Genomic DNA, 14,506 nt, shown 5'->3' on the forward strand with positions numbered 1-14,506 from the left:
CATGAAGCGAGCCCTCTCGAACGCTCGACGGACACGGGCATTTCGAATTGCAGGCACCGCCCTGGTCCTTGGCGTATCGCTGTGCGCCATTGCCGAGCCGGCGTTGGCGCAGACCTCCGGCGCATTTGCACCGCTCGAAACCGCGGTGCAAATGATCGTGGATTTCATAACCGGCCCATTCGGACGGCTGCTCGCCATCATCGCCGTCATCGGGCTTGGCTTTCTGGCCTTCGCCGGACGCCTCTCCTGGTTCACCGCGGGCGCCGTGGTGATCGGCATCGGGCTGGTGTTCGGCGCGCCGGCGATCGTCGACCAGATGATATCGGCTGTCGGCAACTGAGCCATGAGCGATCATTCTGACGACAGGCCGCAACTGACACCGCTGGTCATCGGGCTCACCCGGCCGCCGATGATGTGGGGAGTCCCGCTCAGCGCCTTCTACCTCATCCTCGGCATCACGCTCATCGCGTTCCTGGTGACCAGCAGTTTCTGGGCAGCCGCAATCGCGCCTGTCACTTATCTCGCCCTGTTCGCGCTCTGCAGCCGTGACGTGCGCATCCTCGATCTGGTCCAGACCGCGGGGCGCCGCACACCGCGCACGCCAAACAGGACCTTTTGGCAAACCAATTCCTACGGGCCCTGATCATGCTCAACATTGTCGCCGAAGAACTGGGCTTCGGACGCCAACGGCGCCGCGACAGACCAATGGCCATGCACGTGCCCTACATGCGCCACCTTGCCAACACGGTGATCGGTCTGGAAAGCGGGGCGCTGCTCAGCGTCATCAAGCTCGATGGCTTGTTCTTCCAGACCGAGGACCAGGCCGAACTCAACATGCGGGCCAGCGTGCAGAACACCATGATCCGGGCCCTAGGCTCGAGCAGGTTTTCGCTGTGGTCGACCGTCATTCGCAGGCAAGTCATTCCAGAGATCGGCGGTTTTTTCTCGGATCCGTTCTGCGCTCTCCTCAACACACGCTACATGGCCGAGCTCAAGCAGCGCCGCATGTTCACAAACGAGCTGTACCTCACCATCGTTCGCTCCCGCATGCGTGGCGCGCTGGGCGTAGCCGATAGCCTTTCTGCCGTGTTCAGCCGGACGCGTGACAGGGACAGCCAGAAACAGCAGGTGCTCGAGCGCATCAACGAGTTGGAGGAAATTGTCTCCACTGTCGCACGCGACCTGCAGAAATATGGAGCCCGGCCGCTTGGCATCGTCTACCGCGACGGCCAGCCCTATTCGGAGCCGTGCGGGTTCTTCAACACGCTTCTGACCTGCGGGACGTCTGCCCCCATGCGGCTGCCGCGCATGGCGATCCGCAACTATATCGGCACCTCGCGGCTGCACTTTTCCAAAAGGACGCTGCAGGCGCAGGGTCCGACGACGGCTGACCACCGCTTCGGCGCCATGCTCTCGATCAAGGAATACCCGCCTTTTTCAGGACCGGGCATGCTGGACGGGCTGCTGCAGCTCAATCACGAATTCATCCTGACGCAATCTTTCACCATCGCCGACAAGCCGATCGCGCAAGAACGGATCGCAAGATTGCAGCGGCAGATCCAGGCGTCCGACGAAGGCGGCAGCACGGTCGAGACCGACATCGATTTTGCCTTCAACAGCCTCGTCAACCAGGAGGCCGTGTTCGGCTATCATCATTTCAGCCTCCTGTGTCTGGCGCACGACCTTGCCGGCGTCGACAAATCCGTCTCGGAACTCGGCGCCTGCCTCACCGACATGAACATCAACTGGCTGCGCGAAGACCTCAATATGGAGGCCTCATTCTGGGCGCAGCTGCCAGGCAACCACAGCTACATCGCCCGTTCTTCCATGCTGTCGAGCGCGAATTTCGCCGGCTTTTCGTCGATGCACAATTTCGCCACCGGCAGGGCCACGGGAAATCACTGGGGCTTGCCGATCGCGCTGCTTGAGACGACGTCGCAGACACCCTACTGGTTCAACTTCCACCAGCGCGACATCGGCCACTTCCTGGTCACCGGGCCGACCGGATCCGGCAAGACCGTGGTGCTGAGCTTCCTGCTCGCGCAGGCGCTTCGCATCTCGCCAGAGCCGCGTGCGGTCTTCTTCGACAAGGATCGCGGCGCCGAGATCTTCATTCGCGCCGTCGGTGGAACCTATGAAGTGCTGGAGCCCGGCGTCGCCACCGGCTTCAATCCGCTGCAGATGGAGAATACCCCGGCCAACCGCGAATTCCTGCTGCGGCTGGTCAAGGCGATGCTGCAACCCGCCGACGGCCGCGGCTTCTCGCAGGAGGAAGAGCATACGCTGGAAGGCGCGATCGCGCGCATTTGCCAGGTGCCGGCGCAGCAGCGCACCTTCGCCAACCTCTCGGCTCTGCTGATGGGGCGATCGCGCTCCGACGCCAACGACCTCCAATCACGCCTCAGGCCATGGTTCGAGGGCGAGAGGGCCTGGTTGTTCAATGCGCCGCGCGATGTCCTGTCCTTCTCGGGCAGCCGCATCTTCGGTTTCGATATGACGCATGTGTTGGACAATGCCGAGGTGCGCACGCCTGCACTGATGTATCTTTTTCACCGCCTCGATGAGCTGCTCACCGGCAATCCCGTCCTGATCTTCATGGACGAGGGCTGGAAGCTTCTGCAGGACAAGACCTTCTCCGGCTATATCGTCGACAAGATGAAGACGATCCGCAAGCTGAACGGGATCGTCGGGTTCGGCACGCAGTCGGCGGCCGACATCGCCAAGGCACCACAATCGCACACCCTCATCGAGCAGTCCTCCACCAACCTGCACTTTCCAAATCCGCGCGCCGATGAGGAGAGCTATGTCGGCCGCTTCGGGCTGACGGCCAAGGAGTTCGCCTTTGTCAGGAACACGCCACCGGAGCGGCGGACGTTCCTGATCAAGCACGGCAACGATTCCGTCATTGCCCGCCTTGATCTCTCGACCATGCCTGACATCCTCAAAGTGCTGTCGGGCCGCAAGGAAACGATCGAGGCATGCGCAGCCCTGCGGGCGCGACTGGGTGATGATCCGGCACTCTGGCTGGCGGAATTCTGCGGTTGGAAGCAATCGACATGATCCGGCGTCTCCCCCTGCTTTTGCTGCTTCTTGCCTCGCCCTCGGCAGCCGATGTGGTGACCATCGACGGCTCGGTGCTCGAAAGGCGAAAGGACCGCAACGGCAATGTCACGGCAATCGAGAAGGCCGATCGCGATCGCTACAGCGTCGATCAAAGCATCACATGCGCGATGTATCGGCCGGGCCGCAAGGACGATCCGGTTGCCGCCGCCAACGTCAACCCAACCATCGCCGGCCTCGTCCGGCGGGTGGCCCGCGAGGAGGGCGTCGACGAGAACCAGTTTCTGGCCCTGGTCTACCAGGAGAGCAGGTTTAACCCCTGTGCAAGATCGAGCGCTGGCGCCATCGGGCTGGCGCAGCTGATGCCGGGAACGGCGGCGGAGCTTGGCGTTGACGCAAACAGCGTCGAGCAGAATCTGCGTGGCGGCGCGCGTTACTTTAAGCAGCAGCTCGAACGCTTCAACGGAAACGCCTCGCTTGCACTGGCCGCATACAATGCAGGTGCCGGCAGCGTCGAAAAGTACGGCGGCATCCCGCCCTTCAGAGAAACGCAGGGCTATGTCGCGGCGATAACGCAAAAGTGGCTGCCGGCCTTTGGCGGCTCGGACAAGTCGGGCATTCCATTGAACTATGGCGGAACGGGTGCCGCCTTCCAGGGCATGCGTACCGCAACGCTGGACGCCATGGGACTGACCAGTGCGGTCGGCGACGGCTCAAACGATGTGGCGTCCTGGTTTGAGCAATTCGGCTCGGCTGCCACCGGCACGGTTCAAGACAGCTGGGACAAGAATTCCGGCGCCCGCAACGCCAATGTCGAAATGCTCAACCGGCTGATCCAACTGGGCGCCAGTTTCGCAGACCTGGTCAACTCGAGCAACGCGGTGACGCTGAGCGGCCTTTCAGGCGCCAGCCGTTCGGGTAGCCGTCCGAAGCCCGACTACCAGCCGCCGACAGGCGGATTTTGCGATGCGCGCGTCGGTCTGGTCTGGAGCCGGCAAGCGCAAGCCTGCGTCCACGAGCTCGAGCAAGAGGTCGAGCTGTTCTTCAACCCGCAACAAGGAGGTCTCCAATGAAACGTGCTCTTGTGCTGGTCGCCGCGACCGTGATGGTCACCTCGGCCAAAGCCGACATTCCGGTGATCGACAGGACGAACTATGCCGTCGCCAAGGACACCGCCGACAAGACCGCGAGAATCCTGGACACCAACAGGGATATTCTGACCACCGTCGAAAAGACCCTGCAGGCAGTTACCGGCAATCGCGGCAGCGACGTCGGCTCGCTCAAGGACTTGGCGATCGGCAATGGTTTCAGCGTCTCCTCGGTGCCTTCCTTCGACAGCATGCTTCAAAATGGCGTTCCGGATTTTGGCTCCATGGGTCCGGAGATCGCCAAGGCCGCGACGACCTTCATCAACGGCATGCAACTGGTGAAATCGCTTTCTGGCAAACAGCAAAGTTCTCTGGCGAGCGACAAATCGTACGAGGAGATGGTCAAGACGGTGCTCGGCGTGTCGGCTCTGATCACTGGCTCGCGACAGGCTGTCGCAACGCGGCGTGCCGCGCTTGAGCGAGCCGGGCAGGGGATCGGCCAGGCTCAGGACATCAAAGGCTCGATTGACCAGAACACACAATTGCAGGTGCAGACCGGACTGACCCTGAACGAGATGATCGGCGTCATGAACGGTGCCGTCCAGGCGCTGCAGGCGGAGAACCAGCGCAGGTTGACTGATATTTCAAACACCAAGAAGGCGCTGACCTACGAATGACACGAGGCCGGCACGAACCGATCGCGCTTAGCGTCGTGGCGCTGCTGCTTGCCGGGTGCGCCACACCCAAGGAAAAATCCGCGCCCTGCAAACGGCCGGCCGCCGTGATGAGCTACGCGGCACAAGCCACCCACCTTGAGTGCGGGCCGATGCGGCCGGTCAACCCCGACAGAGCGGCGGCATGGGCAATGATCGGCGGCGATTTTCCCTCTCGAACGGAATAGGGCTGACGTGGATAATTTCATCGGCGAACTGCTGCAGCGCATCGATGCTTCGGGCGAGAATTTCTCCGAGCGTGCGTTCGAGGTTCTGAGCAGGGACATCGAGCCACTGCTTCGGCTGCTGTTCATGCTGGTCGTGCTCTTCTACGGAGTGCAATTGGTGCTGGGAACGTCGAGGCTCAGCGCTGCCGAGATCGTGGGCCGCGTCGCTCGCGTCATGGTGATCCTCGTTCTGGTCAGCACCTGGTCGCACTTCCAGGCTCTCGTCTATGCCTGGATCACAAAAGTCCCGGAGGCGGCGGGGCGGGCCATACTGGCCGCATCGGGCACAGGGGTGACGGAACCCAGCAACGGCCTCTCGGAGATCTGGCAGACCGCCAATCTGGCAGCGTCCACATTTGCCGAGCAGGCCGGCTATTTCTCCGTGCTGCCGGCCTTGATCGGCATGATCATCATGGCCTTTGCCGGGCTGTTCGTCTCCGTGGCGCTGGGTATCCTGGTCCTGGCCAAGGTGATCCTGTGGGTTCTGCTTGGCACCGCGCCGATCTTCATCGCCTGCATGTTCTTTGATGTGACGCGCAACTACGCGATGGGATGGCTGAACCAGTCGCTGCTCTACGCACTGATCCCGTTGTTCGTCTACGTGATCGCCGCCTTCCTGATCGCGGCGATGGCGCCCGAACTGACCAAGATCAACCAGATCTCAGGCAATCGCGAGCTGAAGCTCAGCGACCTTGCAGCCTTCGTGATGTTGTGCCTGGCCGGCAGTTTCGTTCTCTTGCAGATCCAGTCGCTGGCGCAAGGCATTGTCGGCGGGCTCGCGATGCCGGTTGGTCAGCGTTCGCGAGCCCTTACCGGCCGCGGCGTCCTTTCGGGGCGCGCCGCTGTTGCCGGCTCGGCCACACAGATGCAGGCCGCCATCAATCGTGTGCAGGCCCGATTGCGCAGCCCTCAAACACCGTCGCGCGAGGCCATGCAGCGCGCCATCACCGCCAATGCACAGACGCGGTAACACCAAAACGCAACAGAATTGTCCTCCAACGCTCCGCAACGTCCAATGGCAGAACCCCTCGACGAAAAGCTGAGATACTACTTCCAGGACGGTGACGTCTGGGAGCACGAGATCTTCAAGCGCGCCATGCGCTCCAGCCGCATCGCCTGGTTTTTCACGCTGCTATTTGCCTCGATCGCGGCCCTTGCCCTGTTGGCGCTGGTGCTGATGGTGCCGCTGAAGAGCTTCGAGCCCTATGTGGTCGAGGTCGACAGGAACACCGGCTATATCGAGGTCAAGTCGGGATTGACGAGGACCTCTGATCTCACCGGTCAGGAGGCTGTCACCCAGGCCAATGTCGTTCGCTACATCCGCAACCGCGAGGGATATGATCCTTTTGCCATCGACGAATATTTCGGGATCGCGGCGCTTTTGTCGACCGACGAGGCGGCCCGCGACCTGCAGATGCAGTTCAGCGCCGCCAACGCGCAAAATCCGGCGAAGATCTATGGCCGGCTGAAGCGGGTGCTTGTCGATATCAAGTCCGTCACCTTCCCAAACGCCAGTACGGCGATCGTGCGCTTCTCGACCACAGAAAAGAGCGAGACGGAAGCCATTCACAGGCATTGGATCTCGGTGGTGAGATTCCGCTACACCGAGAGCCCGCTCAAGAACGAATGGCGCTTCGAAAATCCGCTCGGCTTCCAGGTCTACAGCTACCGCCGCGACCAGGAAACGGTGACACCGGGCGGTTCCGAATGATGGCACGCGGTCTGGTCGTGGTCGCTTATCTGATCCTCTTCGAGTTCACCGCTGCGGCCTTCGGCGCGCAGACGCCGAAGGCCGGTCGCCTGGACGCGCGCATCACCAGCGTCACCTATCAGGAGAACAACGTCGTCCAAGTGCATGCAAGCTATGGCGTATCGACGATGATCGTCTTCGACGAGGAGGAGAAATTTCAGACCATATCGCTCGGCGACAGCGAAAGTTGGCAGGTCGTTCCTGCTGAGCAGGGCAACATCCTTTTCGTCAAGCCGATCGCCAGGAACGTGACGACGAACATGAACGTCGTGACCAGCAGGCGCATTTACTTTCTGGAGCTGAAGGATAGTGCTCCCGCAGGAGGCCGACAGGTGTTCGGCATTCGTTTCGCTTATCCGGAGAAGGACCGCGCCGCCGCGCTGAGGAGTGAAGCCGAGCAGCGCGCGGCCTGGCCCAACATCGCCGGCATCGACAAGGCCAATGTCAACATCGACTATTCGTTTTCCGGCGATGCGGGTCTGAAGCCAACGTTGGTGTTCGACGACGGCACAAAGACTTTCTTCCGTTTCGGCCAGCGTGCCGCGGCGATCTTCGCAGTCAAATCCGATTTCTCGGAGACGCTGAGGAACTTCCGCAAGGAAGGCGAGTACATCGTCGTCGACGGTGTCGCCGCCCAATACACGTTGCGCGACGGCAATCAGTGGCTGTGCATCTTCAATCTTCGAAAGCCCGATTTCGGCGAGCCCAATGCCGACGCGCTGGCGCCGGTAAAAGACGACATGGCAACGGTCCGCAGAAGGAGCGGAAATTGATCCAGCGAGCTCCCGAACTGGAGGCTTTGGCCGGCAATGACAATCCCGCTGTTGCGGACGGGTCCGTACGTCGCAAGCAGCTTGCCGGTGGTGTCGTCCTGATCCTATTGGGCCTTGTGGCGGGCTATTTTACCTTGGCTGGGCTTCAACCTTTGCAAGGCCACCACGTGCCAGCCGGTGACGAGGAGTTCTCGACCACCAGTTTTCGGCCGCCTTCGTTCATGCGTGAGCGAGAACAGCCGGCGAAGCCCACCGCGCCCGAAGTGATCGAATTGCCGCCACCGCCACCACCGCCGCCAGTGCCGAGTCCCGATGCCACACCTTTCGATGTGCCACCGCCCCCAGCGCCTGTATCCGCTCCCGACGCCCCGGCAGCCCCAGGCGATGAATTTCCCAAACGCTTTCGTTCCAAGATGATCGTCTTCGACGAAAAGGGTTCGACCAACGACGAGCAAGGCGCCTCGGCCGGCGATGCGCAAGCGCGCGCCGTTGCCGGCGAAGACCCTAACAGCAAGTTTCTCGCTGCAGCGGCCAACGTCCGCGATCGCTCGGCACGGGCCAGGAAGATCGCCCGGGTCGATGCACTGATTGCGGAAGGCACGCTAATTCCCGGCATTCTCGAGACCGCGATTGTCAGCGACCTTCCCGGTCAGATCCGCGCCAATGTCGCCGAGGACGTCTATTCGTTCGACGGCCGTCGTATACTTATCCCGACCGGTACGCGGCTGATCGGTGAATACCAGTCCGAAATCACTCGCGGCCAGAAACGCATCTTCGTCGTCTGGACGCGATTGCTTCGCGATGACGGTGTCAGCGTCCGCTTGAACTCGATCGGCTCCGACAGTCTTGGCCGCTCCGGGCTTACCGGCCGGGTCGACACCAAGTTTCGGGAGCGCTTCGGCGCGGCCATCCTGCTTTCGATCGCCGGCGGCGGCGCCAGTTACTTGACCGGCTACGGCAGCCAGGCCGCGACAGGCGGTAGCGACCGGGCAAGGCGCGCTGAGGATATCGCACGCTCGACCATTGCTCAGACGTTCTCGGACATGGCCAACCAGGCGCTTGGCGAGAGCCTGAAAATCCCGCCGACGGTCAGCGTGCCGCAAGGCGAGCGGATCTTCGTCTTCGTGCGCCAGGACCTCGACTTTTCCGCCGTCTACGACGATCCAGTTTCAGAGGCATTGGAGGAAATTCGTCATGAGCGCGGCTTCAATCGAGCCTGGCAACAATGACCGGCACTATTTCCTTCACCGGTCTCTCGAACCGCTCAAACCGCTGCTGACAGATCCGCAGATCGTCGAGATATCGATCAACAAACCTGGCCATGTCTACGTCGAGCGACTTGGTGCCGGTCACATGGAATACCATCACATTCCAAAGCTGACAGCCTCCGAAATCGTCCATATGGGCGAACGGGTCGCGGCCGCCACCAATCAGTTCATTGGTCCTGCAAACCCGATCCTCAGCGCAGCCCTTCCAACTGGGGAGCGCATACAATTGGTGCTGCCGCCGGCAGCGCCCGAGGGGGGCGCGGTTTCGATCCGCAAGCAAGTCGTTGGCGAGTTCACGCTCGAGGATTACCGCAACGCTGGCGCCTTCGATAAAGTATCCGGTGCCATCAGCGGCATGAACGATGCCGATCGCGGCTTGACGGAGCTTTTGCGGAGGGACGACGCCTATGGCTTTGTCCGTCGCGCCATTTTCAGCCGCGTCTCCATGCTAATCAGTGGTGGCACCTCAAGCGGCAAGACCACATTCATGAACGCCTGCCTCAAGGCCGTCCACGAGGGCGAACGCCTGATCACGTTGGAAGATACGCGCGAGCTGTTTCCTCCCCACCGCAACACCGTGCACCTGCTTTCATCCAAAGGCGACCAAGGCACGGCGAGTGTGACGATCCAGAACCTGCTCGAGGCCTCGTTGCGCATGCGCCCGGACCGGCTGTTCGTGGGCGAAGTGAGGGGAGGTGAGGCGTTCTCGTTCCTGCGTGCGATCAACACGGGCCATCCTGGCTCGATGTCGACAGTCCACGCCGACACGCCTCGCGGCGCCTATGAGCAGCTCGCCATGATGGTGATGCAATCGGGTCTGTCGGCAGCTTACTCGAAAGCCGACCTTATCTCCTACATTCGCAGCGTCATCCCGATCGTTGTCCAGCTGAGGCGCGAGGGCGGACGTCGTGGCGTGTCGGACATCTATTTCTCAAGAATGGATCGATCATGACCGGCACGTTGCGCATCGCCTATCTCGTTTTCTGCCTCGCGATTGGTTTTGTCGTCTGGCTGCTCGCCTACGGGGTGGTGCTACAGTTGTTGTATGGCGACGGCCGCATCTTGCAGGTCACCGCGACAACCAATCCGTTCGCAGCGCTCCAGCAGCTTGCCCGTTACCCTCACAACGCCGTGTTGCAGCGGACCAGTCTGGGGGCAGCCGCCGTGTCGGTCCTCATCGCCGGTGCGATCGCCTCTCTCGGTTTGAAGCGTGCTTCCGAACCGCTTGGCAATGCTCGTTTCCAAAATACAATGTCGCTGCGGCATGGCAGATGGTTCCGGCGTCACGGACACATTCTGGGACGTTACGGGCGCCATGTCCTTCGCGTCCAAGACGAGCGCCATCACCTGGTCATCGGTCCGACGCGCTCGGGAAAGGGGACGTCCTACGTCATCCCAAATGCACTTACCCATCAAGGGTCGATGATCGTTACCGACCTGAAAGGCGAAATCTTCCGCTCAACGGGCGGGTATCGCAAGGCAACCGGAAACCAGGTATTCCTGTTCGCGCCGGGTAGCGAAAGAACACATCGTTACAATCCGCTCGACTTCATCAGGTCCGACCGGGGCGATCGGACAACGGACATTCTGAATATAGCAAGCATTCTCGTCCCCGAGAGTACCGATTCCGAGAACGCGATCTGGCAGGCGACTGCGCAGCTGGTACTGGCTGGCGCCATCAGCTACGTGAACGAGAGCGACTTCTATCGCGGCCGCCGCAATCTTTGCGAGGTGATTTCATTCTTCAACAGCGGCGTCGATCTGCAGGCTCTAATGAGCCTGATCAAGGAAAAGGAGCCGAACCTGTCGCGCTTTACGCTCGAAAGCTTCAACGCCTACATCGCGCTGTCGGAGCGCGCCGCTGCCTCCGCGCTGCTCGACGTGCAGAAGGCCCTGCGTCCCTTTCGCAACGAGCGCGTGGTCGCCGCCACCAACGTCACCGACATGGATCTTCGCGCGCTGAAGCATCGGCCGATCTCGATATACCTGGCGCCCAACATCACCGACGTGGCGATGCTGAAGCCGCTGCTATCGCTTTTTGTCCAACAGACGCTGGACACGCTGCTGCTCACCCAAGACCCGAATTCGCTGCCCATCTACTTTCTGCTGGACGAGTTTCGGCAGCTGAGAAAGGTCTCCGAGATCACGAGCAAGCTGCCCTATGTGGCCGGCTACAACATAAAAATGGCCTTCATCATCCAGGACCTCAAAAACTTGGATGAGATCTACGGCGAAACCGCCCGCCATTCGCTTATGGGCAATTGCGGGTATCAGCTTGTGCTTGGCGCAAACGACCAGGTCACGGCCGAGAGCGTTTCAAGGGGACTGGGCAAGAAGACAGTGCGTTACAGGACGGAGTCGAGAACGATCGAACTGATGGGGCTGCATCGCCGCACCAAAGTCGAACAGGTCCGCGAACGCGATCTGATGATGCCTCAGGAAGTCAGGCAAATGCCCGCAGACAAGATGGTCATCCTCGTAGAAGGGCAGGCGCCTGTTCTGGCAGACAAGTTGCGCTTTTTTGCGGTTTCCCCATTCAAGGCAATGGAGCGGTTCTCGCAATCCAATCCCCCCGATGTACCAGCGACGGAACTGCTGCCGCGGGCCGCGATACCCGCGCTGACAGACGCCTATTCCCAGTCGGGCGCGTCCGAAGATCGCCGCATTGCAGCATTCGGCACAGCTCATCCGCCTACGCCTCCCTCCGGAGCTGCAATAGAGGCGCGTTTTGTTGCTGCAGCTCGAAAACTGAAACAACTGACCACCACGGCACCCGAAAATTCCAGCGGCAAGGCAAAGCGGAATTGGTCCGCGATTTTTGATGAGATCGTGCCTGACGATCCGACCGGGCAGGAAGACGATGCATGCAGTCAGGGCCCGTCAACGCTCGGCACGAGCTAGCTCGTTTCCATCAGAGGTGGTTCTTGTCCTACTCAGGATACCGCCTCTTCAACGCCCTGAGCTGCGGTAGGGCGGCGGCACTGACGCTGGCGTGGATCGCTTCGGGAAAGTCAGAGGAAGGAGTTCAGCTACCCGGGTGAAGGCGCGTTCGCCATATTCTGCGATATGCGCCATGACCCAATCACCACGGCGTCCGGCAGTTTGACCGCGGCGGCGGTCTGAAGGAAATGGGGCGAGGATCAGTTCGTATATTTTGTAAATATATGCCAGATCGTATAACCTGAACTTATCTGCTAAGTCGGATATTACGAAAACCAAGGAAGCGCATAACAGATGCTCCAGCGAGACCCCCCTTAATGTCTCGGCTGACTCGATCTGGGAGTAGGTGCGTTTCATGTGCGGTTCCATGCATGCGATAAGCCATTGGTATCGCTGCAAAGTCGCAGTTCAAGATAGAACGCACCCGGTGTGACCACTTGTGGCGGCGATGTAGAAATGTCGCCGGCTCTGCAAAGTAGAAATGTCGCATCCTACGTTTGCGGGGGCAGGGTCCAGCAAGTTAGAATGCGACAGCGTAGCACTTCCTGGCGCCGACATGAGTGCCCGATCGGGGGTCAGCTGGTCGGGGTTGCACAGCCCGATCGGGCGCGTTCCAGCTTGGCTCCTTGGCTTTAGCTTTGAAAGCCGCCTCACTCGGCAGCGGCCGCCCTTGTCAGTGCCTGTTCCCGCCGCGCGATGACGGCAGGGTGGTTGATGAAATCTGTGCTGCGGCCCTGCTTCGACCCGGGCTTCTTGTAAGCGATCTGCTCGCTGTTGGTCTTGATCTTTCGGCGGAGGCCGCGCCTCGTCCTGCTGAGCTTGATCCAGGTCAGCACTTCGCCGAGCCGCTTGTTCTCGGTGACCGCCGCGTGCGTAATGCGCTGCTCCTTGTCGAACACGGTGTAAGGCAAGGAACACGCTCTCCATCGAACGTCCAGCCGACCGCCGGCGAACTCGTAGATATCGACGTATTTGCCGACCAGCCCGCACGAAAGCTCGTTCTTCTCAAGCATGATTTGTCTGCGTTCGTAGGAGAACGACAATTGCTGGCGACATAACGCTGCTCCCGCTTGCCAGCACGTCACGCAGCCGATCCGGCGCAACATTCAATGCGCGATGCAGATTGTCCGGTCGGGCAGGGACCTTGGCGAAACCTCGGCAACGAACCCCGGCAGGAAAGCGTTGCCCGCATCGATATTCGATACGCCGGCGAGGCGCAGTTCCTTCACAAGACCATCCTGGAGGGTCCGGTTGACCCGCTCGACCCGGCCTTTGGCCTGACTCGAATTTGCGCAGAGAATCTCGATGTTGAGTTCGGAAAGCGCCCGCCCGAATTGCGTCATGCCCCGGCCGGCGCGGGCCTCGGCCTTCGCCACCCGAAACACCGAATGGCCTCGAAGTAACTGAAGGTGCTCTCCGACTGCTCGAGCTCTATCTGAAGGCACACGGTTGCCCGGTAGCCTTCTATTCAGACAAGCACTGGCGTCGTAGATGAAGACGAGCAGGGTACATGGGTCGCCCCGCTCCTCGAACCAACGGTGATCGCTGCCGTCGATCTGTACCAGCTCGCCATACGACTCCCGACGTAATCTGGGTTGATGGAACGTCCTGCGCTGCTTACGCGACAGCCAGAATTCAGCCTCCGCCATCCATTTGCGCAACGTCTCTCGTGACACGACCAAGCCGTGGTTCGCCGCCAACTTCTCGGCCGCCAAGGTCGGCCCGAAGTCGAGATAATGTTCCCGAACCAACTGAACCGCTAGTTCACCGATGCCGGCGACAATCGATGGTTCGACGGTCGTCCTCGAGCCTTGTGCCGAAGTGCTGCGGCGCCTTCGACTCTGAACGCCTTCAGCAATCTCCCTCGCTCATCGACGAGCAGGGCGACATTCCTACTTTGCGGAATCAAGACATTTCTATTTTGCGGCAATACCACTTTGCGGCATAACATACATTATGGAACGGAATATTGTCGTTTAGATTCAACCATATAGAGAGTTGAGCTGGCCGCCGCCTGTAAGTCGTGCCCGACTGCCAAGTGAGGGCTGCCAGTATCTTCCTCGATCTCAGTGCTGCTGATGCCGACCTTTTTGGCGTCAGTGAAAAGCTTTTGTGTCAGCTCGGCGACTGAGATGACGCTCCTGCGGCCTTCCAGCTTGCTTTAATCATTGCTAATGCAGCCCCTTGCTGCATTAATCCTCGATCATGCTAATTGGACAGGGAGTAACGATGGCCCAGATGATCCGGTTCGCGATCTTTGCGGTTTCGGCCGCTGTCGCCGGCTTGGCGTGTTTCGCCTTGCATTCCTGCTGGACGTGGACCGCGCCGCTCCTGATCATATCCGTCGGGTCCATGCTTGCCGAACATGCCTTCAACCGGCTGGCCTCGAACGAAGAAAAGCAGCGCGATCTGGAAGATCGCGTGCGCAATCTGCCAATGCAAGCCAATGTAGAACGATCGTGAACCTAGACTTCCTTGTCCCCTTCGCCCCAATGGCACGCCAGTGGGTAGGGGAACATCGACCAGCATTTCATGGGCAAGGCGTCCAGCCCTTACGCGTACCGCGATGAAACAGCGTTCAGGAAGGCCGCCGCGCGCTCCCCGACGGACCCCTATGGCGTGGCTACAGGGCTCAAAGACGGGCGCCCGCCGACGTGACGATGGGCATATCGGTCGCCGAACTTCGC

At 60.6% G+C, this 14,506-nt stretch carries 13 protein-coding genes and 1 pseudogene; 12 read left to right on the forward strand and 2 right to left on the reverse strand.

What is annotated here, in order from left to right; all coding sequences use genetic code 11:
- Position 1 precedes the first annotated feature (1 nt).
- The 11 genes from LB516_RS20650 to LB516_RS20700 all read left to right on the forward strand — a co-directional run bounded on the left by LB516_RS20650 (position 2) and on the right by LB516_RS20700 (position 11,780).
- On the forward strand, positions 2-340 hold the full coding sequence (locus tag LB516_RS20650; RefSeq protein ID WP_140620390.1) for a TrbC/VirB2 family protein: 339 nt from the start codon (positions 2-4) through the stop codon (positions 338-340).
- Positions 341-343: 3 nt separating this feature from the next.
- The gene (locus tag LB516_RS20655) at positions 344-643 is read left to right on the forward strand and encodes a type IV secretion system protein VirB3 (protein ID WP_140620392.1); all 300 of its coding nucleotides are present in this window, start codon (positions 344-346) and stop codon (positions 641-643) included.
- A gap of 2 nt (positions 644-645) precedes the next feature.
- Complete coding sequence (locus tag LB516_RS20660; RefSeq protein ID WP_224720297.1) at positions 646-3,060, forward strand: VirB4 family type IV secretion system protein; 2,415 nt, start codon at positions 646-648, stop codon at positions 3,058-3,060.
- Entirely contained in the window at positions 3,057-4,133 is a 1,077-nt protein-coding gene (locus tag LB516_RS20665) for a lytic transglycosylase domain-containing protein (protein WP_224720298.1), read from the forward strand. Before LB516_RS20660 ends, LB516_RS20665 begins: the two co-directional genes overlap by 4 nt.
- Positions 4,130-4,825 (forward strand): type IV secretion system protein, encoded by a 696-nt coding sequence (locus LB516_RS20670; RefSeq protein ID WP_224720299.1) that lies wholly within the window; start codon positions 4,130-4,132, stop codon positions 4,823-4,825. The genes LB516_RS20665 and LB516_RS20670 overlap by 4 nt, the downstream gene beginning before the upstream one ends.
- Before the next feature lie 231 nt (positions 4,826-5,056).
- Complete coding sequence (locus LB516_RS20675) at positions 5,057-6,058, forward strand: type IV secretion system protein (RefSeq protein ID WP_140661267.1); 1,002 nt, start codon at positions 5,057-5,059, stop codon at positions 6,056-6,058.
- 45 nt (positions 6,059-6,103) lie between these two features.
- Complete coding sequence (locus tag LB516_RS20680) at positions 6,104-6,799, forward strand: virB8 family protein (RefSeq protein ID WP_224720300.1); 696 nt, start codon at positions 6,104-6,106, stop codon at positions 6,797-6,799.
- On the forward strand, positions 6,799-7,611 hold the full coding sequence (locus LB516_RS20685; protein WP_224720328.1) for a TrbG/VirB9 family P-type conjugative transfer protein: 813 nt from the start codon (positions 6,799-6,801) through the stop codon (positions 7,609-7,611). Before LB516_RS20680 ends, LB516_RS20685 begins: the two co-directional genes overlap by 1 nt.
- Entirely contained in the window at positions 7,611-8,840 is a 1,230-nt protein-coding gene (gene virB10 / locus LB516_RS20690; RefSeq protein ID WP_224720329.1) for a type IV secretion system protein VirB10, read from the forward strand. The genes LB516_RS20685 and virB10 overlap by 1 nt, the downstream gene beginning before the upstream one ends.
- Positions 8,806-9,831, forward strand: a complete 1,026-nt coding sequence (virB11, locus tag LB516_RS20695) for a P-type DNA transfer ATPase VirB11 (protein WP_224720301.1) — start codon at positions 8,806-8,808, stop codon at positions 9,829-9,831. Before virB10 ends, virB11 begins: the two co-directional genes overlap by 35 nt.
- A complete protein-coding gene (locus LB516_RS20700) occupies positions 9,828-11,780 on the forward strand; it encodes a type IV secretory system conjugative DNA transfer family protein (protein ID WP_224720302.1) in 1,953 nt (650 codons plus the stop codon). The genes virB11 and LB516_RS20700 overlap by 4 nt, the downstream gene beginning before the upstream one ends.
- A 48-nt stretch (positions 11,781-11,828) precedes the next feature.
- Here the strand turns inward: LB516_RS20700 and LB516_RS20705 are convergent, their stop codons facing one another.
- The gene (locus tag LB516_RS20705) at positions 11,829-12,176 is read right to left on the reverse strand and encodes a hypothetical protein (RefSeq protein WP_224720303.1); all 348 of its coding nucleotides are present in this window, start codon (positions 12,174-12,176) and stop codon (positions 11,829-11,831) included.
- A 293-nt stretch (positions 12,177-12,469) separates the two neighbouring features.
- Positions 12,470-13,770, reverse strand: a pseudogene (locus LB516_RS20710) (ISNCY family transposase).
- 278 nt (positions 13,771-14,048) lie between these two features.
- On the opposite strand from LB516_RS20710, the gene LB516_RS20715 reads away from it, so the two are divergent.
- Positions 14,049-14,282 (forward strand): hypothetical protein, encoded by a 234-nt coding sequence (locus tag LB516_RS20715; RefSeq protein ID WP_140620412.1) that lies wholly within the window; start codon positions 14,049-14,051, stop codon positions 14,280-14,282.
- Positions 14,283-14,506: the final 224 nt, after the last annotated feature.

It is taken from the genome of Mesorhizobium sp. CO1-1-7 (assembly GCF_020164885.1).
Taxonomy (GTDB): Bacteria; Pseudomonadota; Alphaproteobacteria; order Rhizobiales; family Rhizobiaceae; genus Mesorhizobium; species Mesorhizobium australicum.